Origin of the sequence: Micromonospora sp. NPDC023956, assembly GCF_040639195.1 — a bacterium.
Lineage (GTDB): Bacteria > Actinomycetota > Actinomycetes > Mycobacteriales > Micromonosporaceae > Micromonospora.
In genome coordinates, this window is sequence record NZ_JBEZZN010000004.1 from 232,963 (window position 1) to 258,066 (window position 25,104).

The 25,104-nt window shown below is 74.0% G+C and carries 19 protein-coding genes; 8 read left to right on the plus strand and 11 right to left on the minus strand.

All coding sequences use genetic code 11. From position 1 onward, the window contains the following. Nucleotides 1-6 precede the first annotated feature (6 nt). From AB0F58_RS10690 to mptB, 3 genes are all read left to right on the plus strand, one after another. Nucleotides 7-2,988: a bifunctional [glutamine synthetase] adenylyltransferase/[glutamine synthetase]-adenylyl-L-tyrosine phosphorylase gene (locus tag AB0F58_RS10690; protein WP_357141038.1), complete on the plus strand. Its 2,982-nt coding sequence runs from the start codon at nt 7-9 to the stop codon at nt 2,986-2,988. After that, nucleotides 2,981-4,654, plus strand: coding sequence for a hypothetical protein (locus AB0F58_RS10695; protein WP_357141041.1), 1,674 nt, complete (start codon nt 2,981-2,983; stop codon nt 4,652-4,654). Before AB0F58_RS10690 ends, AB0F58_RS10695 begins: the two co-directional genes overlap by 8 nt. A 97-nt stretch (nt 4,655-4,751) precedes the next feature. Beyond that, entirely contained in the window at nt 4,752-6,239 is a 1,488-nt protein-coding gene (mptB, locus tag AB0F58_RS10700) for a polyprenol phosphomannose-dependent alpha 1,6 mannosyltransferase MptB (protein ID WP_357141810.1), read from the plus strand. A gap of 17 nt (nt 6,240-6,256) precedes the next feature. On the opposite strand, the gene AB0F58_RS10705 is transcribed toward mptB, so the two are convergent. Together AB0F58_RS10705 and AB0F58_RS10710 are read right to left on the minus strand one after the other, a co-directional pair. Then, nucleotides 6,257-7,204 (minus strand): hypothetical protein, encoded by a 948-nt coding sequence (locus AB0F58_RS10705; RefSeq protein ID WP_357141044.1) that lies wholly within the window; start codon nt 7,202-7,204, stop codon nt 6,257-6,259. Continuing rightward, nucleotides 7,201-7,569, minus strand: coding sequence for a PadR family transcriptional regulator (locus AB0F58_RS10710; protein ID WP_357141047.1), 369 nt, complete (start codon nt 7,567-7,569; stop codon nt 7,201-7,203). Before AB0F58_RS10710 ends, AB0F58_RS10705 begins: the two co-directional genes overlap by 4 nt. Nucleotides 7,570-7,735: 166 nt before the next feature. Here AB0F58_RS10710 and AB0F58_RS10715 point away from each other — a divergent pair, with 166 nt between their 5' ends. Both AB0F58_RS10715 and AB0F58_RS10720 read left to right on the plus strand, forming a co-directional pair. Continuing rightward, the gene (locus AB0F58_RS10715; protein ID WP_357141050.1) at nt 7,736-8,245 is read left to right on the plus strand and encodes a SigE family RNA polymerase sigma factor; all 510 of its coding nucleotides are present in this window, start codon (nt 7,736-7,738) and stop codon (nt 8,243-8,245) included. Beyond that, nucleotides 8,242-9,678: a hypothetical protein gene (locus AB0F58_RS10720; protein WP_357141053.1), complete on the plus strand. Its 1,437-nt coding sequence runs from the start codon at nt 8,242-8,244 to the stop codon at nt 9,676-9,678. The genes AB0F58_RS10715 and AB0F58_RS10720 overlap by 4 nt, the downstream gene beginning before the upstream one ends. Nucleotides 9,679-9,756: 78 nt before the next feature. Here the strand turns inward: AB0F58_RS10720 and glnA are convergent, their stop codons facing one another. Continuing rightward, nucleotides 9,757-11,181: a type I glutamate--ammonia ligase gene (gene glnA, locus AB0F58_RS10725; protein ID WP_357141057.1), complete on the minus strand. Its 1,425-nt coding sequence runs from the start codon at nt 11,179-11,181 to the stop codon at nt 9,757-9,759. Nucleotides 11,182-11,440: 259 nt separating this feature from the next. On the opposite strand from glnA, the gene AB0F58_RS10730 reads away from it, so the two are divergent. Beyond that, nucleotides 11,441-11,848, plus strand: coding sequence for an RDD family protein (locus tag AB0F58_RS10730; RefSeq protein WP_357141813.1), 408 nt, complete (start codon nt 11,441-11,443; stop codon nt 11,846-11,848). Nucleotides 11,849-12,026: 178 nt separating this feature from the next. On the opposite strand, the gene AB0F58_RS10735 is transcribed toward AB0F58_RS10730, so the two are convergent. From AB0F58_RS10735 to lipA, 3 genes are all read right to left on the minus strand, one after another. Then, complete coding sequence (locus tag AB0F58_RS10735; RefSeq protein ID WP_357141060.1) at nt 12,027-12,716, minus strand: DUF4191 domain-containing protein; 690 nt, start codon at nt 12,714-12,716, stop codon at nt 12,027-12,029. Nucleotides 12,717-12,780: 64 nt separating this feature from the next. Then, complete coding sequence (locus AB0F58_RS10740) at nt 12,781-14,271, minus strand: NAD(P)/FAD-dependent oxidoreductase (protein WP_357141063.1); 1,491 nt, start codon at nt 14,269-14,271, stop codon at nt 12,781-12,783. Nucleotides 14,272-14,419: 148 nt separating this feature from the next. Then, nucleotides 14,420-15,406, minus strand: a complete 987-nt coding sequence (gene lipA / locus AB0F58_RS10745) for a lipoyl synthase (RefSeq protein ID WP_357141066.1) — start codon at nt 15,404-15,406, stop codon at nt 14,420-14,422. Between the two features lie 423 nt (nt 15,407-15,829). Here lipA and aspS point away from each other — a divergent pair, with 423 nt between their 5' ends. Then, the gene (gene aspS, locus AB0F58_RS10750; protein WP_357141069.1) at nt 15,830-17,116 is read left to right on the plus strand and encodes an aspartate--tRNA(Asn) ligase; all 1,287 of its coding nucleotides are present in this window, start codon (nt 15,830-15,832) and stop codon (nt 17,114-17,116) included. 229 nt (nt 17,117-17,345) lie between these two features. Here the strand turns inward: aspS and lipB are convergent, their stop codons facing one another. After that, the gene (gene lipB, locus AB0F58_RS10755; RefSeq protein ID WP_357141072.1) at nt 17,346-17,984 is read right to left on the minus strand and encodes a lipoyl(octanoyl) transferase LipB; all 639 of its coding nucleotides are present in this window, start codon (nt 17,982-17,984) and stop codon (nt 17,346-17,348) included. A gap of 193 nt (nt 17,985-18,177) precedes the next feature. Further along, complete coding sequence (locus AB0F58_RS10760) at nt 18,178-20,001, minus strand: DUF2079 domain-containing protein (protein ID WP_357141075.1); 1,824 nt, start codon at nt 19,999-20,001, stop codon at nt 18,178-18,180. 178 nt (nt 20,002-20,179) lie between these two features. Between AB0F58_RS10760 and AB0F58_RS10765 the strand changes: the two genes are divergently transcribed. Next, nucleotides 20,180-21,403, plus strand: coding sequence for a PHB depolymerase family esterase (locus AB0F58_RS10765; RefSeq protein WP_357141077.1), 1,224 nt, complete (start codon nt 20,180-20,182; stop codon nt 21,401-21,403). Between the two features lie 252 nt (nt 21,404-21,655). On the opposite strand, the gene AB0F58_RS10770 is transcribed toward AB0F58_RS10765, so the two are convergent. The 3 genes from AB0F58_RS10770 to sucB all read right to left on the minus strand — a co-directional run bounded on the left by AB0F58_RS10770 (nt 21,656) and on the right by sucB (nt 25,087). Then, entirely contained in the window at nt 21,656-22,555 is a 900-nt protein-coding gene (locus AB0F58_RS10770) for a TIGR01777 family oxidoreductase (RefSeq protein ID WP_357141080.1), read from the minus strand. A gap of 122 nt (nt 22,556-22,677) precedes the next feature. After that, nucleotides 22,678-23,037, minus strand: coding sequence for an antibiotic biosynthesis monooxygenase family protein (locus tag AB0F58_RS10775; protein WP_357141083.1), 360 nt, complete (start codon nt 23,035-23,037; stop codon nt 22,678-22,680). 223 nt (nt 23,038-23,260) lie between these two features. Then, nucleotides 23,261-25,087 (minus strand): 2-oxoglutarate dehydrogenase, E2 component, dihydrolipoamide succinyltransferase, encoded by a 1,827-nt coding sequence (gene sucB, locus AB0F58_RS10780; RefSeq protein ID WP_357141086.1) that lies wholly within the window; start codon nt 25,085-25,087, stop codon nt 23,261-23,263. Between the last annotated feature and the right edge of the window lie 17 nt (nt 25,088-25,104).

The following is a 25,104-nucleotide window of genomic DNA, read 5'->3' on the forward strand; positions in this document are numbered from 1 at the left end:
CCGGCGATGACCAGATCCACCAGGACCAACCGCCTCGCCCGGTACGGCTTCGTGGTCGGTGACGACGGGGGTGTGCGCGCCGCCGACCTGCTCGGCCCGGCCGGGCTCGCCCTGTGGCGGCCCGAGTCGCAGGAACCGGCGGACGAGCCGGCCACGGAGCTGCTGACCGCGCTGTCCCGCGCGGCCGACCCGGATCTGGCCCTGCGCCAGCTGCACCGGATCGTCGAGGCCGAGCGCCGGACCACCGAGCAGCCGGCGCTGCTCGGGGCGCTGCACGCCGACCCGGGGCTGCGCCGCCGGCTGGTCGCCGTGCTGGGTGCCTCCTCGGCGCTCGGTGACCATCTGGTCGCCAACCCGGACCACTGGCGGGTGCTCGCCACCGCCCCGGACGGGCTCGCCCCCACCGTCGACGGGCGGCTCGGCCCGCTCGGCGCGGACAAGCCGGTCCCGGCGCTGCGTGCGGCGTACCGGTTGGCCCTGCTGGGGATCGCGGCGGCCGACCTGACCGACGAGCGCGCCCTGGAGCAGACCATGGCGGCGCTCTCCGCGCTCGCCGACGCCACCCTGGCCGCCGCCCACGACATCGCGGTCGGGGAACTGCCGGAGGGCACACCGGTGCCCCGACTGGCCGTGGTCGCCATGGGCAAGTGCGGCGGCGGCGAACTGAACTACGTCTCCGACGTCGACGTGATCTTCGTGGCCGACGACGACGCCGACCTGACCGTGGCCACCACCGTCGCCACCCGGCTGATCCACATCTGTGGGCTGGTCGCCTGGCCGGTGGACGCCGCGCTGCGCCCCGAGGGCAACCGGGGGCCGCTGGTCCGCACCCTCGCCAGCCACCTCGCCTACTACCGCCGCTGGGCGCGCACCTGGGAGTTCCAGGCGCTGCTGAAGGCCCGCCCGGCCGCCGGTGACCTGGCCCTGGCCCGCGAGTGGATCGACCAGCTCGCCCCGCTGCTGTGGCGCGCCGCCGAACGCCCGGAGGCGGTCTCCGACGTCCGCGCCATGCGTAAAAAGATCATCGAGAACATCCCGCCGAAGGAGCTGGAACGCGAGATCAAGCGTGGTCCGGGCGGACTGCGCGACATCGAGTTCGCCGTGCAGCTGCTGCAACTGGTGCACGGCCGGGGCGACGAGTCACTGCGCGAACCGGGCACCATCCCCGCGCTGCGCGCCCTGGTCGCCGGGGGCTACGTGGGCCGGGCCGACGGCGAGGGACTGCTGCGGGGGTACCGCTTCCTGCGCGGCGTCGAGCACCGCCTCCAGCTCCAGGGCCTGCGCCGTACCCACACCGTGCCGGCCGAGCCGGCCGGGCTGCGCTGGCTCGCCGCCGCGCTCGGCTACACCGCCAAGCCGGGGCGCAGCGGCGTCGAGGAGTTCCGCGCCGAGTGGGTCACCCACGCCACCGAGGTACGCCGGCTGCACGCCAAGCTGCTCTACCGGCCGCTGCTGGAGTCGGTGGCCCGGGTGCCGCTCGACGGGCTGCGGCTGACCCCCGAGGCGGCCCGGAACCGGTTGGAGATCCTCGGTTTCGCCGACCCGGCCGGGGCGCTGCGCCACCTCCAGGCCCTCACCGGCGGGGTGAGCCGCACCGCCGCCATCCAGCGCACCCTGCTCCCGGTGCTGCTCAGCGAGTTCGCCGACGCTCCCGAGCCGGACCGGGGGCTGCTCAACTACCGGCAGGTCTCCGACTCACTCGGCAGCACCCCGTGGTACCTGCGGCTGCTGCGTGACGAGGGGCCGGTGGCCCGCCGACTGGCCCGGGTGCTCTCGCTGTCCCGGTACGCCGCCGACCTGCTCGCCCGGGAGCCGGAGGCGCTGCGCCTGCTGGCCCAGGAGAGCGAGCTGACCCCGCGCCCCCGGGACGTGCTCTGCGACGGCTTCACCGCGGCGGCGGCCCGGCACGCCGACCCGGTCCAGGCCACCCGGGCGGTCCGCGCGCTGCGCCGCCGCGAACTGGTCCGGCTGGCCTGCGCCGACGTGCTCAGCCGGGCCGGCACGCTCGCCCCACGGGCGGCCCGGGAGACGCCGCCGGACGTCAGCGCCGTCGGCGCCGCCCTGGCCGCGGTCACCGACGCCACCCTCACCGCCGCGCTGCGCATCGCAAGGGCCACCCGCCCGGACGTGCCCGGACTCCGGTTCGCGGTGATCGGCATGGGCCGCCTCGGCGGGTACGAGTCGAACTACCTCTCCGACGCCGACGTGCTCTTCGTCTACGACGCCCCGCCGGGGGACCAGGAGAGCGCGGCCAGCGCCGCCGCGCAGGGCATCGCCGAGGAACTGCGCCGGCTGCTCGGCATGCCCGCGCCGGACCCGGCCCTCGGGGTGGACGCCGACCTGCGACCGGAGGGTCGGCAGGGCCCGCTGGTGCGCAGCCTCGCCGCGTACGCCCAGTACTACGCCCGCTGGTCGCGGGTCTGGGAGGCGCAGGCCCTGCTGCGCGCCCGGTTCGTCTGCGGCGACGCCGACCTCGGCGCCGAGTTCGAGGCGATGATCGAGCCGGTACGTCACCCGGCCGACGGACTCACCCGGGAACAGGTCGTCGAGATCCGCCGGATGAAGGCCCGGGTGGAGACCGAACGACTGCCCCGGGGCGCGGACCCGGCCACCCACACCAAGCTCGGCCGGGGCGGACTCGCCGACGTCGAGTGGGCGGTGCAGCTCCTCCAGCTCCAGCACGCCGGCCGGCACCCGGAACTGCGCGGCACGCGTACCCTCGGGGCGCTGGCCGCCGCCCGCGACGCCGGCCTGGTCGACCCGGCCGACGCCGCCGCGATGGCCGCCGGCTGGACGACGGCCGCGCAGGTCCGCAACGCGCTGATGCTGGTCCGGGGCCGGGACGGCGACCAGCTGCCCCGGCACGGCGTGGAACTGGCCGGCGTGGTCCAGTTGCTCGGCGCGGAGGACCCCGGCGAGTTCCTCGACGAGTACCTGCGCACCGCCCGGCGCTGCCGCACCGCCATGGAACACGTCCTCGATGCCTGAACCGGCGCCGCACCCGCCCGCCCCGGCCCGCTCCGCCGCCCCCCGGACGGGGACCGCACCGGCGTCCGGCCGTCGGCGGCCGGTCCCGCTGCTGGTCGCCGGGGCGGCTCTGCTGCTCGCGGCGGTGTTCCTGCTCGCCCCGCCGATGGGCACCGACCTGGCCGCCCAGGTCGCCCGCGCCGACTTCGTCGACCGGCACGGCACCGCCCCCGTCGACCTCGGCTGGTACGGCGGGGTCCACCAGTACGGCTACAGCCTGCTCACCGCCGGCCTGGGCGCCCTGTTCGGGGTACGCGTCGTCGGCGCGGTCGCCGCCGTGGTCGCCGCCGCCGCGCTGGGCTGGCTGTTCGTCCGGCACCGGGCCCGGCGACCGCTGCTGGCCGGACTGCTCGGCGCGGTGGTGCTGGTCGGCAACCTGGCCAGCGGCCGGATCACCTTCGCCTTCGGGCTGGCCCTCGGGCTGACCGCCCTGGTCGCGGTCTCCGCCGACCGGCCGGCCCGCCCGCTGCGGCTCGTCCTCGCCGCCCTGCTCGCCGCCCTCGCCACCTGGGCCAGCCCGGTCGCCGGCCTCTTCACCGGCCTGGCCGGCGCGGCGCTGCTGCTGACCAGCCTGCGACCGGGGACCGGTCCGGGTCGGCCACTGCCCGGCGGCTGGCGGATCGACCGGCCGCTCGGCGAGGCGCTGACCCTCTGCTTCGCGCCGGCGGTCGCGCTCGCCCCGATGGCGGTGCTCTTCGGCAACGGCGGTACCCAGCCGTACACCGCCGAGTCGATGCGGATCAACGTGGCGCTGGCCGTGCTGGTGCTGTTCGTGCTGCCCCGGCGACGCCGGGTGCTGCGGACCGGGGCCGCGCTGGCCGTGCTGCTGCTGGTCGGCGCGTACTACCTGCCCACCCCGATCGGGTCGAACGCGCTGCGGCTGCCGATGCTCTTCGCGCTGCCCGTGCTGGCCGGCTATGCGGTACTGCCCACCGGGTGGCTGGCCGCGCTGCTCGCCGCCACCGTCTGGTGGCAGAACCCGGTGATGACCTCCGACCTGGGACGGGCCGGATCGCCGGAGTCGTCCGCCGCCTTCTACCGGCCGCTCGCCGACGAACTGGCCCGTCGCGCCCCGGTCGGCCGGGTCGAGGTGGTGCCGCTGCGCGACCACTGGGAGTCGGCGTACCTGCCGTCGACCGTGCCGCTGGCCCGGGGCTGGGAACGGCAGGTGGACACCGACCGCAACGCGCTCTTCTACCGCGCCGGGCTGGACGCCGACACGTACGCCGACTGGCTGCGTCGCACCGCCGTCCAGTACGTCGCGCTCGCTCCGGACAGCGTGCCCGACCGCTGGGCCCGGGAGGAGGCCGACCTGGTCGCCGGCGGGTTGCCGTACCTGACCGAGGTGTGGCGCGACGGCACCTGGCGGCTCTACGCGGTCGCCGACCCGACGCCGCTGGTGGCCGCCCCCGGCCGGCTGGTCGCCACCGACCCGGGCCAGGTGCGGTTCACCGCCCCGGCGGGCGCCGGTGACCTGCTGGTCCGCGTCCGGTGGTCCCGGTGGCTGAGCCTGGAGGGGCCGGACGGCTGCCTCGCCCGGGGCCCGGACGACTGGGTGACGGTCCGGGTCGACGGTGCGGGGGAGTACCGGCTGACCAGCTCGCTGCGTCCCCGGGGAGGGTGCTGAGGTGACGCGGACGACCGAGAGCGGGGGCGACCCGTCGGCCAGCCGGGGCACCGACCCGTCCGCCGGTCACCGGGCCGATCCGACCGGCGCGGCGCGGCTGCGGCTGGTCCGCTGGGGCGGGCTCGCCGCTGCCGTGCTGCTCGCCGTGGCCTCCCGGCTGGGCGGGGTCCTCCCGGAGTTCACCGGCGGGGTCACCCCGGTCTCCATCTGGCGCGGCGAGCACGGTCCGCTCCTGCTGACCGCCTGGCTGGTCGGCACCGCCGGACTGGTCGGCGCGTGGTGGGCGGCCCGGCACGACGTCCCGTCGACGCGCTGGGCGTACCTCACCGCCGGGTTGTGGACGCTGCCGCTGCTGGTCACCCTGCCGACCGGCAGCCGCGACGTCTACTCGTACGCCTGCCAGGGCTGGGTGTACGCCGCCGGCGGTGACCCGTACGCCGGTGGGGTGGCCGCCGCCGGCTGCCCCTGGCTGGACGCGATCTCCCCGATCTGGCGGGACACCGCCGCCCCGTACGGGCCGGTCTTCGTGCTGCTCGCCGGGGCCGCCGCCGCCCTCGGCGGCTCGCTGCTCGGCACCGTCGCGCTGCTGCGGGTGGTCGCCGTGCTCGGGCTGCTCCTCGCCGCCGCCTGCCTGCCGGGGCTGGCCCGCGCGGCCGGGGTGCCCGCGCGGCGGGCGGTCTGGCTGGTGCTGGCCTGCCCGCTGGTCGGTGTGCACCTGGTCGCCGGGGCGCACAACGACGCGGTGATGGTCGGCCTGCTGCTGGCCGGCCTGCTGCTGGTGGTCCGCCACCCCGGGCAGCGGCCCCGGCTGCTGCTCGGTGGGGCGCTGCTCGGGCTGGCCGTGGCGGTGAAGGTCACCGCGCTGGTGGTGCTGCCGTTCGCGGCCCTGGGCGCGGTGGCGGGCGTCGTCACCTTCCGGGCGCTGCTGCGCGACGGGGTCTGGCTGGTCGCCGGCGCGGTAGCCGCCCTGCTGGGTGCCTCGGCGGCCGCCGGGCTCGGGTTCGGCTGGATCGGTGGGTTGACCCGCAGCGGCGACTCCGAGCAGTGGACGTCCCCTCCGACGGCCGTGGGGTTCACCGTCGACTACGCCGGCCGGCTGCTCGGCCGGGACCCGGACGCGGTGCCGGTGGCCCGTGCGGTCGCCGTGGCGCTGCTCGCGGTACTGCTGGTGGTGCTCTGGTTCCGCGCCTGGCGGGGCCTGCGCCGACTCGGCACCGTCCGGCAGCGGGTGACCCGGCTGGCCGTCGCCCGGCCGCGCGCCGCGCTCACCGGCGCCGGGCTCGCCCTGGCCGCCACGGTCGCCCTCGCCCCGGTCTTCCACCCCTGGTACGCGATCTGGCCGCTGGCGGTGCTGGCGGTGGCCGCCACCCGGACGGCCTGGTTCCTGGTGCCCGGCGCGGTGGCGGCCTTCCTCACCCTCCCCGACGGCACCAACCTGGCCCGGTTCACCAAGGCCCCCGGCGCGATCCTGATGACCGTCCTGGTGCTCTGGCTGGCGGTGCTCGCCGTTCGCCGCAGCGGTGGTGGCAGAGGTCCCCGGCTACCACCCGGGGACGAGCAGAGGGCTCCTGCCACCACCTCGTGACGAGCAGGGAACTCCTGCTACCGCCTCATGACGCGGCGACGCAGCAGCACCGCCGACGGCAGTGCGCCGACACCGACGGCGCTGACCACCACCGCCGTGCCGGCCAGCGACGCCCAGGTGGGGTTCTGGGCGAGCCCGGCCACCGGGATGGCCCCGGCGAGGGAGTGCAGGGTGAGCAGGCCCACCGGGCCGAGCAGCGTCAGGGTGGCCCACAGGCCCCGGGTGTCCCGGGCCAGGGCGAGACCGGCGGCGAGCAGGGCCACGACGACCAGCAGCCCGACGCCGACCGTGGACAGGAGGGTGACGGTGGTCCAGCCGTAGTAGCCCCAGCCGTCACTCAGCCCGGGAGCCAGGTGGAGCGTGGCGAGCGCCGTCACCAGCCCGGCGAGGGCCGGCAACCACCGACTCCCGATCGGCGGGTGGGCCGGCAGGGCGAGCGTCAGCAGGCCGAGCGCGATCTGCGGGGCCAGTACGGACAGCGCCGGACGGGGCAGCGCCGGCACCGCGCCCAGTGGCACCACGGCGACGGTGAGCAGGACGGCCACGGCCACCGCGACGCGGGTCGACCGGCCGGGGGCGAGGCCGGCGACGACGGCGGCCAGCAGCCAGGCCACCCAGGCCAGTACCCCGACCGAGGCGAACGGACCGACGCTGGGGTAGCCCAGGTCCGCGTGCGGCGGGTGCAGGTCCCGGACGAACCACCCGGCGGCCAGCACGGTCGCGGCGGTGAGGGCAAGCGTGGCGGCGAGGCGTACGCCGGGGAGCACGTCGGTGGCCCCGGCGGCCCGTAACCGCTGGCGCAGTCCGCCGCGCAGCAGGTCCGCGGCGTCCGCCAGCGAGGGCCGCCGGTCGTGCGGACCGGCCAGGTCGAGGTACGTACCGACGATCTCGTCGCCGCGCGTGCGGCGGTACTCCGGTGGGTACGCGCGCAGCAGGCGACGGTAGCGGCGCTCCAGGTCGTTCACGCCAGCCCTCCGGCGGTACGGGGAGCGGTGGCCGGTCGGGCAGCGTGCGACCGGGCCCGTAACCGGGCGGTGGCGACCTCGACGTTGCGCCGTAGCCGCTCGGTCTCGGCGGCCAGCGTGCTCTCCCCGGTGGGGGAGAGCCGGTAGTAGCGGCGCAGCCGTCCGTCGACCTGCTCCTCCCGGTCGAGGTCGACCAGGCCGGTGTCGGTCAGTCGGTCCAGTGCGCCGTAGAGCGTTCCGGGACGCAGCGACAGCCGCCCGTCGGAGAGCGTGGCGACCTCGCGGATGATCGCGTAGCCGTGCAGCGGCCCGCCGGCCAGCGCGGTGAGGATGAGGAACGTGGGTTCCCGCAGCGTCGTGTCCATCGCCGCAATATATCGGAGACGAAGATATGCCGGTAGGCGGTACAAGGGTCGGCCCGGCTGGACACCGCCTGCCGTCGGACGCGAGGGTCGTTCCCACCCGATCGGAGAATTCGGTCCCCTCCCTCGGGCCCGTCGACGGCGTGGAGGTAGGCAGGAGGTGGCGTGGGTGGATACCGATCTGCCGTCGTTCGAGGCGTACGTGCGGGCCCGCACCCTGGGCCTGTCACGAATCGCCTACCTGCTCACCGGCGATCACCACCTGGCCGAGGACCTGGTCCAGCAGACGTTCCTCAGCGTCGCGGGGCGCTGGGAACGGCTGGCCGCCGGGGGCGACCCCGACGCGTACGTCCGCAAGGTCCTCTACCACCAGCACGTCTCCTGGTGGCGGCGGGCGCGGCGGATCACGCAGGTGTCGCTGACCGGCGTCGACCGACCGTTACCGGACCGCACCGACCAGGTGGGCGTGACCGTCGCGGTGCAGCAGGCCCTGGCCAGGCTGGGCCCCAGGCAACGCGCGGCCCTGGTCCTGCGGTACTTCGAGGACCTCACCGAGGCGGAGACCGCCGAGGTTCTCGGCTGCGGGGTGGGCACCGTCAAGAGCCAGGTCCGCGACGGGCTGGCCCGCCTGCGCACCCTCGCCCCCGAACTGGCCGAGCTGCTGGAGGTGACGTCGTGAGCCGATCGCCGCTGACCGACGTGTTGACCCGCATCGCCGACCAGGCGCGTCCGGCACGGGTCGCGGCGGACACCCGACGCAGGGGGGTCCGCCGTCGCCGGGTCCGGAACACCGGTCTCGTCGGGCTGGCGGTGGTCACCGTCGGCGTCACCGCTGCGCTGCTGCCCGGCCACGGCGGGCCGGGAGCCCTGCCGGCCGGCGCCCCGCCGGCCACCGTGCCGTCCACCGTGTACCCGCCGATCACCGGCGAGGGGACCGTCCTCGCGGCGCCACCCGGGCCGGCCGCGATCGTCGTCGCGGGTGACCACGAGTTGCGCGGCAGCGACGTCTGGGGCTGGGAGGGCCGCAGCCTCGTCGTCGGACAGAACGGCCGGTACCGACTGGCCCGCACCGTCGGCGAGACCGACACCGGACTGGGTGGCCTGCTGCTCTCCCCGGACGGCCGGTTCCTGGCCGACCGGCCGTGGCTGGAGGGCGCACGCTGGCCGGACGACGGCCGGGAGCAGACCGTGGTCGTCGACCTGTCCACCGGCGCGCTGGTCCAGTACGACGGAGGCGATCCGGTGCTCTGGTCCCCGGACGGTCTGTCGATCCTCCAGTACGCGTCCGGGGCGGGCGGCGACCCGAGGGCGAACGGCAGGCTGCGCCTGCTCGACCTGAGGACGGGTCGGGCGCACCCGCTGCCCGACGTTCCCGGCCTCCGGCGGGTGGGTGACTTCGCGGCCTTCTCGCCGGACGGGGCGCGGATCGCGGTGGCGACCGGGGACGCCCTGCACGTCATCGACCTCGCCGGCAATTCGCTGCGGAAACTGGCCGATCTCGGCGGCACCGACCGCCTTGCCGGGCGGGGAGCATGGCTGCCGGACGGCGGACGGATCGCCGTCTACTCGGTGGACGGCTGTACGGGCGAGGCCGCCTGTGACGAGGCGAGTCTCCGGCGCAGGACGTTCGACCTCCGGTACCTGGACGCCGACGACGGGCAGCCGACCGACGGCCCGAGGCTCGCTCCCGCGCGCGGGCTGGCCGCCCGGGTACTGGGCTGGCAACGCGACGGCGCGGCGGTGGTGGCCGTGTACGAGCCGGAGAAGGGCCTGGTCAAAGCCGCGAACGACCCGAACTGGTCGGACCTCGACTGGTGGGCCGTCGGCGGCGTCGAACTCATGGCGTTCCGCACCGACGGCAGCCGGCACCGGTTGGTCGACCTGCCCGAGAGCGCGTTGTTCGTCGAGGTGCCGGCCAACCTGCTCGACGGTTTCGGCGGGCCCGCGCCGTCCCGGGCCGAGGGCGCGGTCCGCTGGCTCCTCGCCCTGTACTGGCCGCTCGGCCAGATCGTCGAACTGCTGGCCGGGTCGGTGGCGGCGGTCGGCGCGGCGGCGTGGTGGCGCCGACGCCGGCGACGGACCCGACCGGACCCGTCGACGCGCCGGTGGTGAGGCCGGCGGTCGTCGAGGAGCACGGGACAGCCCCCGGGAGCACGCTCCCGGGGGCTGCCATGGTGCCTGTCGACCTCGTCAGCAGTCGAAGTACATCGCGAACTCGTGCGGGGTCGGGCGCAGGCGCACCGGGTCGACCTCGTTGGCCCGCTTCCACTCCACCCAGGTGGAGATCAGGTCGGGGGTGAAGACCCCGCCGTCGAGCAGGTAGTCGTGGTCGGCCTCGAGCGCGTCGAGCACCTCGGACAGCGAGCCCGGGACCTGCTTGACGTCGCCCCACTCCTCCGGCGGGAGGTCGTAGAGGTCCTTGTCGATCGGGGCCGGCGGCTCGATCTTGCTCTTGATGCCGTCCAGGCCGGCCATCATCATCGCCGAGAAGGCGAGGTAGACGTTGGCCGACGGGTCCGGAACGCGGAACTCGACCCGCTTGGCCTTGGGGTTGTTGCCGGTGACCGGGATGCGGGTGCAGGCGGAGCGGTTGCGCTGGGAGTAGACCAGGTTGACCGGCGCCTCGAAGCCCGGCACCAGGCGGCGGTAGGAGTTGACCGTCGGGTTGGTGAAGGCGAGCAGCGACGGGGCGTGGTGCAGCAGGCCACCGATGTACCAGCGGGCGGTGTCGGACAGCCCGGCGTAGCCGGTCTCGTCGTGGAACAGCGGCTCGCCGTTGAGCCAGAGGCTCTGGTGGGTGTGCATGCCCGAGCCGTTGTCGCCGAAGATCGGCTTCGGCATGAAGGTCGCGGTCTTGCCGTTGGCCCAGGCCTCGTTCTTCACGATGTACTTGAAGAGCTGGAGCTGGTCGGCGGCGTGCAGCAGGGTGGAGAACCGGTAGTTGATCTCGGACTGACCGGCGGTGCCAACCTCGTGGTGCGAGCGCTCGACGGTGAAGCCGGTGTCGACGAGCCGGCGCACGATGCTGTCGCGCAGGTCGGCGTAGTGGTCGACCGGCGGGACCGGGAAGTAGCCGCCCTTGTACGGGGTCTTGTAGCCGCGGTTGCCACCGGCCTCCTCACGGCCGCTGTTCCACGCGCCCTCGATCGAGTCGATGTAGTAGAACGACTGGTGCGCGGAGGTCTCGTGCCGGATCGAGTCGAAGATGTAGAACTCGGCCTCGGCGCCGAAGTACGCCGTGTCGGCGATGCCGCTGGCCGCGAGGTACGCCTCGGCCTTCTTCGCCACGTTGCGCGGGTCCCGGGAGTACGCCTCACGGGTGAACGGGTCGTGGATGAAGAAGTTCAGCGCGAGGGTCTTCTGCGCGCGGAAGGGGTCGATGAAGGCGGAGGCGACGTCGGGGAGCAGGAGCATGTCCGACTCGTGGATCGCCTGGAAGCCGCGGATCGAGGACCCGTCGAAGGCGAGGCCCTCGGTGAGGAGGGCGTCGTCGACGGACTCGACCGGCATGTTGAAGTGCTGCATCACGCCGGGCAGGTCACAGAACCGTACGTCGACGAACTTGACGTCCTCGTTCTTCAGGTATCGCAGGAGTTCCTCGGGATTGGCGAACACACGTCCTCCTGGCACGTCCACGGGTGGCTGGCTGCTTGGCGACGCTATGGCCGGGGGGTTGCTCGGCCATGTCCTTGCTGTTTCTGCCGTGTTACGACCCGCTCGGGCTGCTCTTTCGTGCCGGTGAGGGTCGTCACGGCGCGCCGTCGAGCCGTCCCTGGTCCCCGTTCGGACGATACCCGCCCCGGCCGTCCGGTAACGCCGATCGACGTCCCCGTCGTCGGGGTTTCCGCCCCGACTAGCCTTGGCTGCTGTGAGCATGTCCCATCGCCCGGTGCCCCCCGCCACCGATCCCGCTTTCACCCCGCCCAGCCTGGGTCGCCGCTTCGGCGCGCTGGTGGTCGACTGGGTGCTCTGCCTGCTGGTGTCGAACTTCTTCGCGGACCCGCTGACCGACGGCTGGGCCCCGGTGCTGGTGCTGGTCGTCGAGTACGGCATCTTCCTCGGCCTCTTCGCCCAGACCCCGGGCATGTACATCACCCGGATCCGGTGCCTGTCCTGGGCCGACGGCGGCCGGATCGGCGTCGGCCGCGCGCTGCTGCGCGGTCTGCTGCTCGCCCTGGTCGTGCCGGCCCTGGTCATGGACGACAAGCGCCGGGGCCTGCACGACCGGCTGGCCGGTTCCGTGATCGTTCCGGCCCCGCGTCCCGGGCCCGCCCCCTCCTGACCGTCCCGCCCGCCGGGGTGCCCCGCCGGCCCGGACAGCTCCCTGGTCCCCGGTCCGGACACCTCCGCGCTCCTCGGCGCGGCAGCGGCGACGCCAGCATCGTCCCGGTACGACGCGAGGGCCCGCCGCCGGGTCGGCCGACCCGGGCGACAGGCCCTCGATGGCGGGGGCGGAGCGGTCAGCGACCGCGCGACTGGCGGAACTGGCCCTTGCTGGGGCGCATGTTCTTGGGGATGGCGCCCTTCGGCAGCTGCGGCCGGGCGGTGAGCGCCTTGAGCCGTTTGTCCAGCGAGTTGACGTCCTTGCCGCTGAGGTTGCGGGGCAGTCGCATCAGCGTCATGCGCAGCTTGCGGATCGGCAGCTCGCCCTCTTCGTTGCCGATCAGGTAGTCGTAGAGCGGCGCGGTGCCGATCACCTTGGCCAGCCGGCGCTTCTCCTGGCCGAGCAGGCCGCGCACCCGCTGCGGGTGGCCCTCGGCGAGCAGGATCACGCCCGGACGGCCGATCACCAGGTGCACCATGTCCATCTGGGTGGTGGAGCTGACCGCCGGGGTGACCCGCCAGTCACCGCGCATGTTCTCCATGATCGAGGCCGCCGCGCCGGGCTGCCCCTCGGCGGCGTTCATCATCGCCCGGTTGGACCGCAGGTTGAGCACGATCAGCACGGCGAGCAGGGTGAACAGGATGCCCAGCGGCAGCCAGAGCCAACCCCAGTTCAGCACCGCGACCACGGTCAGCGCGAGCGGGATCAGCACCGCGCCGGCGACCAGCGGGGCGAACCACCGGTCCTGCTTGGCGGTGAACTTGAACACCATCCCGATCTGCTTCAGCCGCTGGCCGAACGAGACCTTCTCCTGGGGCTTCGCCATGGCGCAAAGTGTAGTGGTCGCCGTACCAGCCGATCACCACGGCCGGCAGCCCGCGACGGACGGCTCAGTCGACGGCGCGGCGGGGGAACACCGGCGCGGCCCGGCCGGTGCCGTGCCGGCCCGTGTCGGGGCTGCCGGCCGCACCCTCCTCGTGGTACTCCTCCTCGACGTTGACCGCCCAGATGTCGTGGCCGGCGTCGTCGAGGATGTTCTCCGCGGTGAGCATCGCGGTGAGCATCGAGTGGTCCTGGTTGTTGTAGCGGTGCATGCCGTTGCGGCCGACCGGGTGCACGTTCGGCACCGCCTCGGCCAGCCACCGGCGGATCGTGTCGACGGCCTGCTCGTACCCCTCGTCGTAGATCGGGTACGCCTTCGGCATCCGGACCACGTACCCGGTGCGGACCGCGCCCGGCGGAACCAGGCCGAGCCGCTCCAGCTCGGCGGTGCCGAACGCGACGAGATCCTCGTCGGTCGACGTCCACAGGTCGTCGCCCTCGTTGACGAAGTACTCCAGTCCCAGGCAGGTCGACCCGTCCTGGACCAGGTACGGCGACCAGGAGCCGAAGTTCTGGATCCGGCCGACCCGTACCCCCGGGGTGTGTACGTAGATCCAGTTGTCCGGGAAGCCGGCGGCGGCCGGCACCACCAGCGCCACGGTGAGGAAGTCCCGGTGGCGCAGCGCGTCGGCGGCGGCCCGCACCGGCTCCGGGGCCGGCGGGTCCATCGCCCGCACCAGGTCGGAGATCGGCATGCTGGAGACGACGTGGTCGACCTCGATCCGGCGCTGCCCGTCCGGGTCGGCGACGGTCACCGCGACCGCCCGCCCGTCGGACCGGTGCACCGTCCGCGCCCAGCTGTTCAGGGTGACCGTCCCGCCGGCCTTGGCCACCAGCTCGGCGCAGCGTTCCCACATCATCCCCGGCCCGTACTTCGGGTACTGGAACTCCTCGATCAGGCTGGTGATGTCCTTCTGGTTGCGCCTGGGCAGCAGCGCGTTGCGCACCGCCCCGGCCAGCGAGAGGTTCCTGATCCGCTGGGCGGCCCAGTCGGCCTGCAACTCGGTGGCCGGCATCCCCCAGACCTTCTCGGTGTAGGTCTTGAAGAACATCCGGTACAACCGGGTGCCGAACCGGGCGGAGACCCACCCCTCGAAGTGGTTCTGGTCCTTCGGCGGCCGGACCCGGGTCCAGACGTACGACCCGACGCAGCGCACCGCCTCGACCACGCCCAGGTTGCCCAGCGCGTTGCCGGCGCGCAGCGGGTAGTCGAAGAGCCGGCCCCGGTAGTGGATCCGGCTCATCCGGGGGCGCAGCAGGAAGTCGCTGTCCGGCAGGACCTCGTGCCAGAACTCCTCGACCCGGGCCACCTTGGTGAAGAACCGGTGCCCGCCGATGTCGAACCGCCAGCCGTCGCGCTCCACGGTGCGACTGATCCCACCCACCACGTCGTCGGCCTCGAACACCTCCACCGGCGCGTTGCGCCGGGTCAGCTCGTAGGCGGCGGTGAGACCGGCGGGACCGGCTCCGATGACGACGGTGTGCGGCGGCGTGGCCATGAGATAAATTCATCACCTTCGACGTACGTCGGCAACCGTCAAATCGAAGGGTGGGACGGTACGGCCGCGGGCGGGACGCGCGGAATCTAGCACGCCGTAGCGGAGCGTGTCCGAATGGACACGGTGAAGGGATGATCCGGGGTGCGCCTCAGCCCACCGGGCTGGCCGCGCGGGCCTCCAGGGCCTGCCGGTAGAGCCGCCCCGCCCGGTACGACGAGCGCACCAGCGGCCCGCTCATCACCCCGGCGAACCCGATCTCCTCGGCCTCCGCGCGCAGCTCGACGAACTCCTCCGGCTTGACCCAGCGCTCGACCGGGTGGTGGCGCGGGGTGGGACGGAGGTACTGGGTGATGGTGATCAGCTCGCAGCCCGACTCGTGCAGGTCGCGCAGCGCCTGGGTGACCTCGGCGCGCTCCTCGCCCATACCGAGGATCAGGTTGCTCTTGGTGACCAGGCCGGCGGCCCGCGCCTGCCGGATCACGTCCAGGGAACGCTCGTAGCGGAACGCCGGCCGGATCCGCTTGAAGATCCGGGGCACCGTCTCCACGTTGTGCGCGAGCACCTCCGGCCCCGATCCGAAGACCTCGGCGAGCTGGGCCGGCACCGCGTTGAAGTCCGGGATCAGCAGCTCGACGCCGCAGCCGGCCTGGAGAGCGTGGATCTGGCGGACCGTCTCGGCGTAGAGCCACGCGCCACCGTCGGGCAGGTCGTCCCGGGCGACACCGGTGACGGTCGCGTAGCGCAGCCCCATCGCGGCCACCGACTCGGCGACCCGGCGCGGCTCGTCGGCGTCGAACTCGGCCGGCTTGCCGGTGTCGATCTGGCAGAAGTCGCAGCGCCGGGTGCACTGGTCACCACCGATGAGGAAGGTCGCCTCCCGGTCCTCCCAGCACTCGTAGATGTTCGGGCAGCCGGCCTCCTGGCAGACGGTGTGCAGCCCCTCCCGGGAGACCAGCCCCCGCAGCGACGTGTACTCCGGCCCCATCTTGGCCTTGACCTTGATCCACGGGGGCTTGCGCTCGATCGGCGTCTCCGCGTTGCGTGCCTCGATCCGCAGCAGGCGCCGCCCCTCCGGGGCGACGGTGGCGGAGCGCGGAGCCTGGGCGGTGGTCGGCGCGGACTGCTCGATGGTCACGCGATCGAGCCTACGCCCGCTGGTACCTGTCGATGCACTTCGGGCGACCGGCGTCACGCCCCCGGGTACGTGAGTCCACTCACCCGGGTCCGGCCGGAAAACGCTGTCGGTTCCGGGGCGGCGACCGGTAGCGTGCCACCCGAGCGACGACGGAGCCGAGTAGCGCCCCGCCGAGCCAGTGCAGAGAGCCGCCGAAGTGCTGCGAGGCGGTCTGGCGACGGTGCGTGAAGACCCTCCCGAGCTGCGGGAAGAACGGCGGCGGGACGCCCCGCGCCCAGTAGACCCCGCCCGGCTGGCCCCGGTGAAAAGGCGACCAACGAGGCTCCCGCCGCGGCGGGAGCGAAGGTGTGGTGGCACCGCGAGGCTCCCGCTCGCCCACACCTCCCTGGGGATCGCGTTGCGATTGATCAAGGAGGTCACCAGATGCAACGCATCCTTTCCGCCCAGCTTCCCACCCACGTCGGCACGATCGTCCGGATCGCCGGCTGGATCCACCGCCGCCGGCTGCTCAAGTCGGTGGCCTTCCTGATCGTCCGGGACGCCACCGGAACCGCTCAGGTGGTGGTCACCGACCCGGCCGTCCGCGCGGTCGTCGAGGCGTCGACCGAGGAGACGGTCATCGAGGTGGTCGGCACGGTCACCGCGAACCCGGCCGCCCCCGGCGGGGTCGAGCTGACCGACCCGGCGGTACGACCACTCGGCCCGCCGGCCGTACCGCCGGGCTTCGACCTGTTCCGGCCGACCCTGACCGCGAGCCTGCCCACCCAGCTCGACCTCGCCCCGGTGGCGCTGCGGCACCCGCGCCGGTCGGCGGCGCTGCGCGTCTCGGCGGCGGCGGTCGCCGGGTTCCGGGCCACCCTGGACGCCCGGGGCTTCGTGGAGATCCACACTCCGAAGATCGTCGGCTCGTCCACGGAGAGCGGGGCGAACGTCTTCGCCCTGGACTACTTCGGGCGGCCGGCGTACCTGGCCCAGTCGCCGCAGTTCTACAAGCAGCTCCTGGTCGGCGTCCTGGAACGGGTCTACGAGGTCGGCCCGGTGTTCCGGGCCGAGCCGCACGACACCACCCGCCACCTGGCGCAGTACACCTCACTCGACGTCGAGGTGGGCTTCGTGACCGACCACCGGGACGTCATGGCCGTGCTCCGGGACACCCTCGCCGGGCTCCTCGCCACCGTCGCCGACCGGGCCGGGCCGGCGTTGCGACTGCTCGACGCGACCGTTCCGGAGGTGCCGGCGGAGATCCCCGCCGTGCACTTCACCGAGGCGCTGGCCATCGCGGGCGCTCCGGCCGACGAACCCGACCTCGCCCCGGCACACGAACGGGCCCTGGGCGAGTGGGCCCGGCGTGAGCACGGCTGCGACTTCCTCTTCGTCACCGGCTACCCGATGGCGAAACGCCCCTTCTACACCCACCCCGACCCGGCGCGTCCGGGCTACTCCAACGGGTTCGACCTGCTGTTCCGGGGGGTGGAGCTGGTCACCGGCGGACAGCGGCTGCACCGGCACGACGACTACCTGGCGGCGCTGGCCGCCCGGGGCGAGCCGGCCGGGCCGTACGCCGGCTACCTGGACGCGTTCCGGCACGGCATGCCACCGCACGGCGGCTTCGCCATCGGCCTGGAACGCCTGGTCGCCCGCCTGGTCGGCGCGGCCAACGTGCGCGAGGTGACCGCCTTCCCGCGCGACCTGCACCGCCTGACCCCGTAACCCGCCCGGCCCGGGTCGGCCCGCGTCGGTCGGTCCGGGTCGCGTCGGTCGGTCCGGGTCGCGTCGGTCGGCCCGGCCCGCGTCGGTCGGCCCGGGTCGGTCGGTCTGCGGCGGTCGGTCTGCGTTACGCCGATCTGGCGGTGTCCGGCTCGTCGGACACCGCCAGATCGCCGAAGCCGTGCGCGCCGAAGCCGTGCGGGTCGGAGGGCGTGCGGGTCGGACGACGGGTTCAGGCGAGCAGGGTGGCCAGGTGCCGTTCGACCACCGGCAGCGCGTCGGCCACGGTGACCGGACGGCCCAGCTCCGCGCTGAGCGAGGTGACGCCGGCATCCCGGATGCCGCAGGGCACGATCCGGTCGAAGTGCGTCAGGTCGCAGTCGCAGTTGAGCGAGAAGCCGTGCTGGGTGACGCCCCGGGAGACCCGGATGCCGATCGCGGCGACCTTGCGGGCCGGACCCCGGTCGTCGGCCGGTACCCACACCCCGCTGCGGCCCTCCACCCGGTCGGCGGGCAGCCCGAACTCGGCGCACACGTCGATCAGCAGCTGCTCGGTGCGGCGGACGTAGGCCACCACGTCCACCGGGTCGGGCAGCCGCACGATCGGGTAGCCGACGAGCTGCCCCGGCCCGTGCCAGGTGATCTTGCCGCCCCGGTCCACGTCGACGACCGGGGTGCCGTCCATCGGGCGGTCCCACGGCTCGGTGCGCTTGCCGGCGGTGTAGACGCTCGGGTGCTCCAGCAGCAGCACGGTGTCGGGGCTCTCGCCGGCCACCACCGCCTCGTGCAGCCGGCGCTGCTCGTCCCAGGCGGCCTGGTAGTCGAGAAGGCCGGCGTGGACCGAGGTCAGGTCGGACGTCGTCGTGGTCACGTCGTCCAGCGTAGTACCGGCCGGACCCGCCGACCCCGGTGAGCCGGCTCACCCGGCCGACCCGCTCTCCCCGAGCCGCTCTCCCCGAGCCGCTCTCCCCGAGCCGCTCTCCCGGAGCCGTTCTCCCGGGCCGGCGCGGTCGGGCCGTTCTCCCGGACCCGCTCTCCCGGGCCGGTGGGCGGTCCAGTTCGGGTCAGGCCGGCGGGATCGTCCAGAGCCAGACGTCCTGCACCCGCTGCGGCGGGCCGAGCAGCTCGGTGGCCGCCCGCCGCAGCGATTCCTCGTCGAGGTCGTACTTCGCGCCGTGTACCCGGTCGGGGAGGACGACCGCCTCCACCCGCCAGTGCCGCAGATCCTCCCGGACCAGTTCCCGCGTCCCGTCGGTGATGATCGGCACCCGTCCGGTCCGCCCGGCCTGGTCCATCAACGAGTCGAAGGTGCGCGGTACCGGCCCGATCCGGCCCCGGCCGTCCGGCCCGCCGGGGCCGAGGAAGAAGCCGGCCGGCAGGGCGAACTCACCCTGCCGGTGGGCCAGGGCGTACGCCTGCCAGCGCTGCCCGTCCGGGGTGACGTCCACGGTCAGCGGGATCGGGGTCAGCACCCCGCCGGGGGAGACGTGCTCGCGCCACGCGCCGGAGGTGACGAACGCCGGGATCGGCTCCCGCGCGATGGTCAGCAGCGGGGCGGGCAGCAGCGGCAGCAGCGCCACCGCGTACCCGACCGCCCAGGCCAGCGTGGTCGACCGGTGCCGGGGCGGGTCGGTGCGCAGCCGGTCGACGGTGTACGCCAGCAGCAGCCCGATCACGGGTGCGACCACCAGCGCCAGCCGGGCCGGCAGGGCGGCGTTGATCACCGGTAGCCGGCCCAGCCACTCGAACGGCAGGGCGACGCCGGTCCGCTCGCCGTCGATCACGGCCTGCGGTCCCCAGGAGAGCACCGTGAACACCACCGCGGTCACCCCGAGGGCGAGGAGGGTGGCCCGGCGGGTGGCGGTGGCGTGCCGCCACAGGAAGCCGAAGCAGACCGGGGCGAGCAGCAGCAGCGGGATGCCGAAGAACGAGTTCTCCTCGGTCGGGTTCGGGGCCAGCGAGGTGCCGAGCCCGGCCTCACCGGCCAGCGAGCGGCGCGGGTACGCCAGGTACGCCGCCATGTCCTCGGAGTGGACCACCGGGTCGAAGCCGGTGCCGTGGAACCGCTGCGGTCCGGCGAAGTGCAGCCAGAGCGGGTACGCCAGCAGCACCCCGGCGACCACGGCGGTGACCGCGACGCCGCGCAGGAAGTCCGGCAGCGCGGCGCGTACGGTGGCCCGGTTCGCCGGGTGCGCCACCCAGACGGCGAGGAACACGACGAGGGCGAGGGCGGTGAAGAACAGCCCCTCGGCCGCGATCGAGAAGGCGACCGCGACCAGTACCCCGAAGACCACCCCGTTGCGCAGCCAGCGGCCCGGCTCCCGGAGCGCGAACAGCCGCCACACCAGCAGCGGCACCAGCCAACCGGCGGACCAGTTCAGGTGGGCGTTGGCGTGCGACACCATGCCGGGGGAGAAGGCGATCACCAGTGCGCCGACCCCGGCGGCCAGCGGGGTGCGGACCAGGTGCCGGGAGAGCAACCAGTACCAGGCCAGCGCGGTGGCGGCCAGGTTGAGGGTGAGGATCACCAGGAACGTCGCGGGCGGGCCGACCAGGTACGTCAGCGGCGCGAACACCGCCGCGTACACGGTGATCGAGGTGTTGACCGCCAGGTTGACCCCGTCCGGGACGTTGAGCAGGTACGTGAAGAGCGGGTTGTCGCCGTGGGTGAGCGCGTGCGCGCCGAAGGCCAGCAGCCACTCGAAGAGGGCCTGGTCGCTGGAGTTGACGGTGATCGCCCGTCCGTTCGGGTCCCGCCAGAGCCCGCTGGTGACCCAGACCGCCAGGGCGAGCGCGACCAACGCCATCACCAGGTCCGCCCGGCGGCTCCGGGGCGGGGCGGACGACGGCGCGGGCGGCCCGGAGACCAGGGACGGGGAAGTCGGCACGGAGCGGACGTTACCAACCACCCGGTGACAGACCGGCCGGACACGGAACCTCGTGGACTCCCCGCAGGGCCACACGTCGGCGATGGTGAATATGTGAACGGCGGCCATGTCACGTCCTCGTCATGTCGGCGTAACGTCGCGGCAATTCGAGTGACTCAGTTCACATCTGGAGGCCGTCGTGCGTCGACCCCCGTCCACCCTCACCCGGTTGGCCGCCGTGCTGGCCGGGGCCGTCCTCGCCGTCACGGCGGCCGCCGTGGTCGCCGCACCCGCACAGGCCGCCAGCCTGACCCCGGTCAGCGGCTTCGGCTCCAACCCCGGCAACCTCGCCATGTACGCCTACCGGCCGGACGGCCTGCCCGCCAACGCTCCCGCCGTGGTGCTGCTGCACGGCTGCGCGCAGAACGCCACCGGCTACTTCACCAACTCCGGCTGGCGCAAGTACGCCGACCAGTGGCGGTTCGCGCTGATCCTGGCCGAGCAGAAGTCCGCCAACAACTCGAGCTCCTGTTTCAACTGGTTCGAGACCGGCGACACGACCCGGGGGCAGGGCGAGGCGCTCTCCGTCAAGCAGATGGTCGACCACGCGAAGGCCACCTACGGCATCGCCGCGAACCGGGTGTACGTCAGCGGCCTCTCCGCCGGCGGCGCGATGGCCGCCACCATGCTCGCCACGTACCCGGACGTCTTCGCCGGCGGCTCGGTCGTGGCCGGCGTGCCGCACCGCTGCGCCACCAGCATGGTCAACGCGTTCTCCTGCATGAACCCGGGCGTGAACAAGACCCCCGACGAGTGGGGCACCCTGGTCCGCAACGCCCACCCCGGCTACGCCGGCGCCCGGCCGAAGGTGGCGATCTGGCACGGTACCGCCGACTACACGGTGGCCACGGCCAACGCCACCGAGTCCCGCGACCAGTGGACCAACGTGGCCGGCGTCTCGCAGACCCCCACCAACACCACCAACCTGCCCGGCGGCACCACCCTGGAGACCTACGGCAACGACCGGGTACGGGTCTACCGGGTCGCCGGCATGGGCCACGGCACCCCGGTCGACCCGGGCAGCGGGGCCGACCAGTGCGGCACCGCCGCGGCGTACTTCCTGGACACCATCTGCTCGGCGTACCGGGACGCGCTCTACTTCGGCCTCGACGGAGGTTCCACCGGCCCGGGACCGACCACCACCCCGACGGCCAGCCCCACCGCCAGCCCCACCGCGACGCCGACCGCCGCCCCCACCTGCGTGACGGCCAGCAACTACACCCACGTCGCCGCCGGACGGGCCTACCACTCCGGTGGGTACGCCTACGCGAACGGCTCCCAGCAGCGGATGGGCCTCTACAACACCTTCGCCAGCAGCACCCTGAAGCAGACCGGCCCGAACCACTGGGTGATCGGCTGCTGAACCGCCCCACGGCCCCACCTGGTTCGCACCCGCTCACGTGGCCGGCCGGTCGCAGGGGTCCCTTCCGACCGTGACGTGTCGAGGAGGGGCCCCTGCCGCCGTGTCCGGCCAGCGTCCGCGCGGCCGGACCGCAGCCCGCGCGGCCGGGGTGCCTCCGAGTTGCCGCCGTCCTCGATCACCCCGCAGCTCGCGCGGCCGGACCGCAGCGCTGCCGACGCGAAGGAGCGGGCCGGGGCAGGGGCGGGGGAGCGGCTACTCGTACAGCGCGGCGCGCAGGGCGCTCGGCAGGTCCGGGTGGCGGAAGGGGAAACCGGCGCCGGAGAGCACCCCGGGCAGGACCCGCGTGCTGGTCAGCGCCTCCTGGGCGAAACCGCCCAGCGCGACCCGCAACGCCAGCGCCGGGACCGGCATGATCGCTGGCCGGTGCAGTTGCCGGGCCAGTTCCCGGGCGAACTCCGCGTTGCGCACCGGGTTCGGGCCCACGACGTTCACCGGTCCGGCCACGTCGGCCCGGTCGAGCAGGAAGAGCATCGCGTCGAGCCAGTCGACCATCGAGATCCACGGCAACCACTGCCGTCCGTTGCCGAGCTTCCCGCCGACGCCCAGCCGGAACGGCAGGAGCTGCGGCTTGAGCAGACCGCCGTCGCGGTGCAGCGGCAGGCCGGTCCGCAGCCGTACCACCCGTACCCCGGCGTCCTCGGCCGGGCGGGTCGCCGCCTCCCAGACGCGGGCGACGTCGGCGAGGAACCCCTCGCCGGCCGGCGCGTCCTCCTCCACGATCCGGTCGCCGGTGTTGCCGTACCAGCCGATCGCCGAGGCGTTCAGCAGCGCCGCCGGCCGGTCCGCAGCGGGTAGCCCGGCCATGGTGATGGCGAGGGTGCTCGTGGTCTCCACCCGGCTCGACCGGATCAGCGCCCGGTAGGCGTCGTTCCAGCGTTTGTCGCCGACCCCCGCGCCGGCCAGGTTGACCACCGCGTCGACCCCGGCGACCACCGCCGGGTCGAGCTGGGCGCTTCCCGGATCCCAGCGCACCTCACCGGGGCCGCGCGGCGGGCGGCGCACCAGCCGGACGATCTCGTGCCCGGTTCCGGTGAACCGGGCGGCCAGCCGGGTGCCCAGGAAGCCGGACGCACCGGCCATGAGGATCCGCATGCCCCATCTTCACCCAGACCCGCCGGTCCGGCTGCGCGGGCGGCCCAATCCGCCCGGATGCCGGGCGATGTGCGCTGTGGGTGGATGCGGAAGCGTGCCGGCAGGTCCGTGGCGGCGGACCGTCACCGACTACTGGTCACGGTGCCCGGCTGGTGGATGGTGCGCAGGTCGTACAGCTTCGGATCGCTCTGCTCGACGATCGCGCCGATCTCGGCGAGGTACGGGCGGGCCTCGGGCATCCGGAGCATCGCCTCGACGTGCGCGGCGCTGGTCCACTGGGCGTAGTTGACCACCCGGGTGCCGTCCCGGCTGGCGTGCACGTTGGCCGACCGGAACCCCGGCACGGTGGCGAAGAACGCCCGGGTGGTGCGGTCGAGGGCCGTGACCAGTTCGGCCTGTCGCCCGGGTGCCACGGTGAACACGTTGATCAACGTGACCAGGTCGGCGTCGGTGCTGATCACGGTCTGCGGGGTGGTCGACATGGTCGTCCTCGGTGGCTGGAGGTGCCGGATGCACCGCGTCGCTGACGGCCAGGCTACCGGGATGATCGCCGACGTCGGGCTCCCGTCCGGCCGGACCCCACCGGTTCTCGAGCGTGGCCGTCGGGTGCGGAGGCGTCGACCGGGCACCCGGCCCGCTGGCGTCGCACACGCCGCAGGGGCGCCCCGGTGGTCGGGGCGCCCCTGCGGCGGCGTACTCAACGGGTCAGGACAGGCCGAGCTCCGCCTCGAAGTTGCCGGCCTCCAGGCGCTCCTTGACCGCGACCAGGAAACGGGCCGCGTCGGCACCGTCGATCAGCCGGTGGTCGTAGGAGAGGGCCAGGTAGACCATCGAGCGGACGGCGATCACCTCGCCCAGCTCCGGGTCGTTCACCACGACCGGGCGCTTGACGACCGCACCGGTGCCGAGCATCGCCGACTGCGGCGACGGCACGATCGGGGTGTCGAAGAGGGCACCCCGGCTACCGGTGTTGGTGAGGGTGAAGGTCGCCCCGGCGATCTCGTCCGGGCTGATCTTGTTGGTCCGGGTCCGGTCGGCCAGGTCGGCGATCCGCTTGGCCAGCCCGCCCAGGTTGAGGTCACCGGCGTCGTGCAGGACCGGCACCATCAGGCCCCGCTCGGTGTCCACCGCGATGCCCAGGTTCTCGGACTTCGGGTAGGTGATCGTGCCGGCGTCGAGGTCCATGCTGGCGTTGACCACCGGGTACGCCTGGAGCGCCTCGACCGCCGCCAGCGCGAAGAACGGCAGGAAGGACAGCTTCACGCCGTGCCGGGCCAGGAAGGCGTCCTTGGCCCGGGCCCGCAGCTTGGCGACCTTGGTGACGTCCACCTCGACCACGGTGGTGAGCTGCGCCATCTCGTGCAGCGACTCCTGCATCCGCTTGGCGATCACCGCGCGGATCCGGGGCAGCTTCTCGGTGGTGCCCCGCTTGGCGCTCGGCTGCGCCTTCGGCTGGGCCGGGGCCGCCGGGGCGGGTGCCGAGGCGGCGGCGGGCGCCGGAGCGGCCTTGGCCGCCTTGGCCTTCTCCACCGCGTCCAGCACGTCCTGCTTGCGGATCCGGCCACCGACCCCGGTGCCGCTGATCGAGGAGAGGTCGACACCGTGCTCGCCGGCCAGCTTGCGCACCAGCGGAGTCACGTAACCGGCGGCCTCCTCGCCGCCCTGCGCCGGGGCGGTCGGACGCTGCGGGGCGCCCGTCGGGGCGGACGGGGTCGCCTGCTGCTCGGCCTTGGCGGGCTGCGCCGCCTGCTCGGCCTCGGCGGACGGCTCGTTGTAGGACAGGCCGGGGGTCGGCTCCTGGACGGCCGGCTCGGGCTTCGGCTCGGGCTTGGGTTCGGCCTTCGGCTCGGGCTTGGCCTCGGCCTTCGGCTCCGGCTTCGCCTCGGCGGGCGCGGCGCCGGCCGCACCGACCACCGCCAGGGTGGCGCCGACCGCGGCGGTCTCGTCCTCGGGAACCTGGATCTCCAGCAGGGTGCCGGCGACCGGCGACGGGATCTCGGTGTCGACCTTGTCGGTGGAGACCTCGAGCAGCGGCTCGTCGACCTCGACGCTGTCACCGACCTGCTTGAGCCAGCGGGTGACCGTACCCTCGGTGACGCTCTCGCCGAGCGCGGGCATCTTGACCGGGGTGCCCTCGCCCGACGACGCCGGGGCGGCCTCGGCCTTCGGCTGCTCCTGCTCCTTCGGCTGCTCCGGCTCGGGGGCGCTCTCGGCCTCGGCGGTCGGCTCGGCCTGCTCCGCCGGGGCCTCCTGCTCCTGCTCCGGTGCGGCGTCGCCGCCGTCGGCCTGCTCGCCCTCGCCGGCGATGACGGCGAGTTCACTGCCGACCTCGGCGGTCTCGTCCTCGCCCACCACGATCCGGCTCAGCACGCCCGCCGCCGGGGACGGGATCTCGGTGTCGACCTTGTCGGTCGAGACCTCGAGCAGCGGCTCGTCGACCTCGACCGTGTCGCCCTCCTGCTTGAGCCAGCGCGTGACGGTGCCCTCGGTGACGCTCTCGCCGAGCCGGGGCATGGTGACCGATACCGGCATCTTTCAAGACTCCTTCG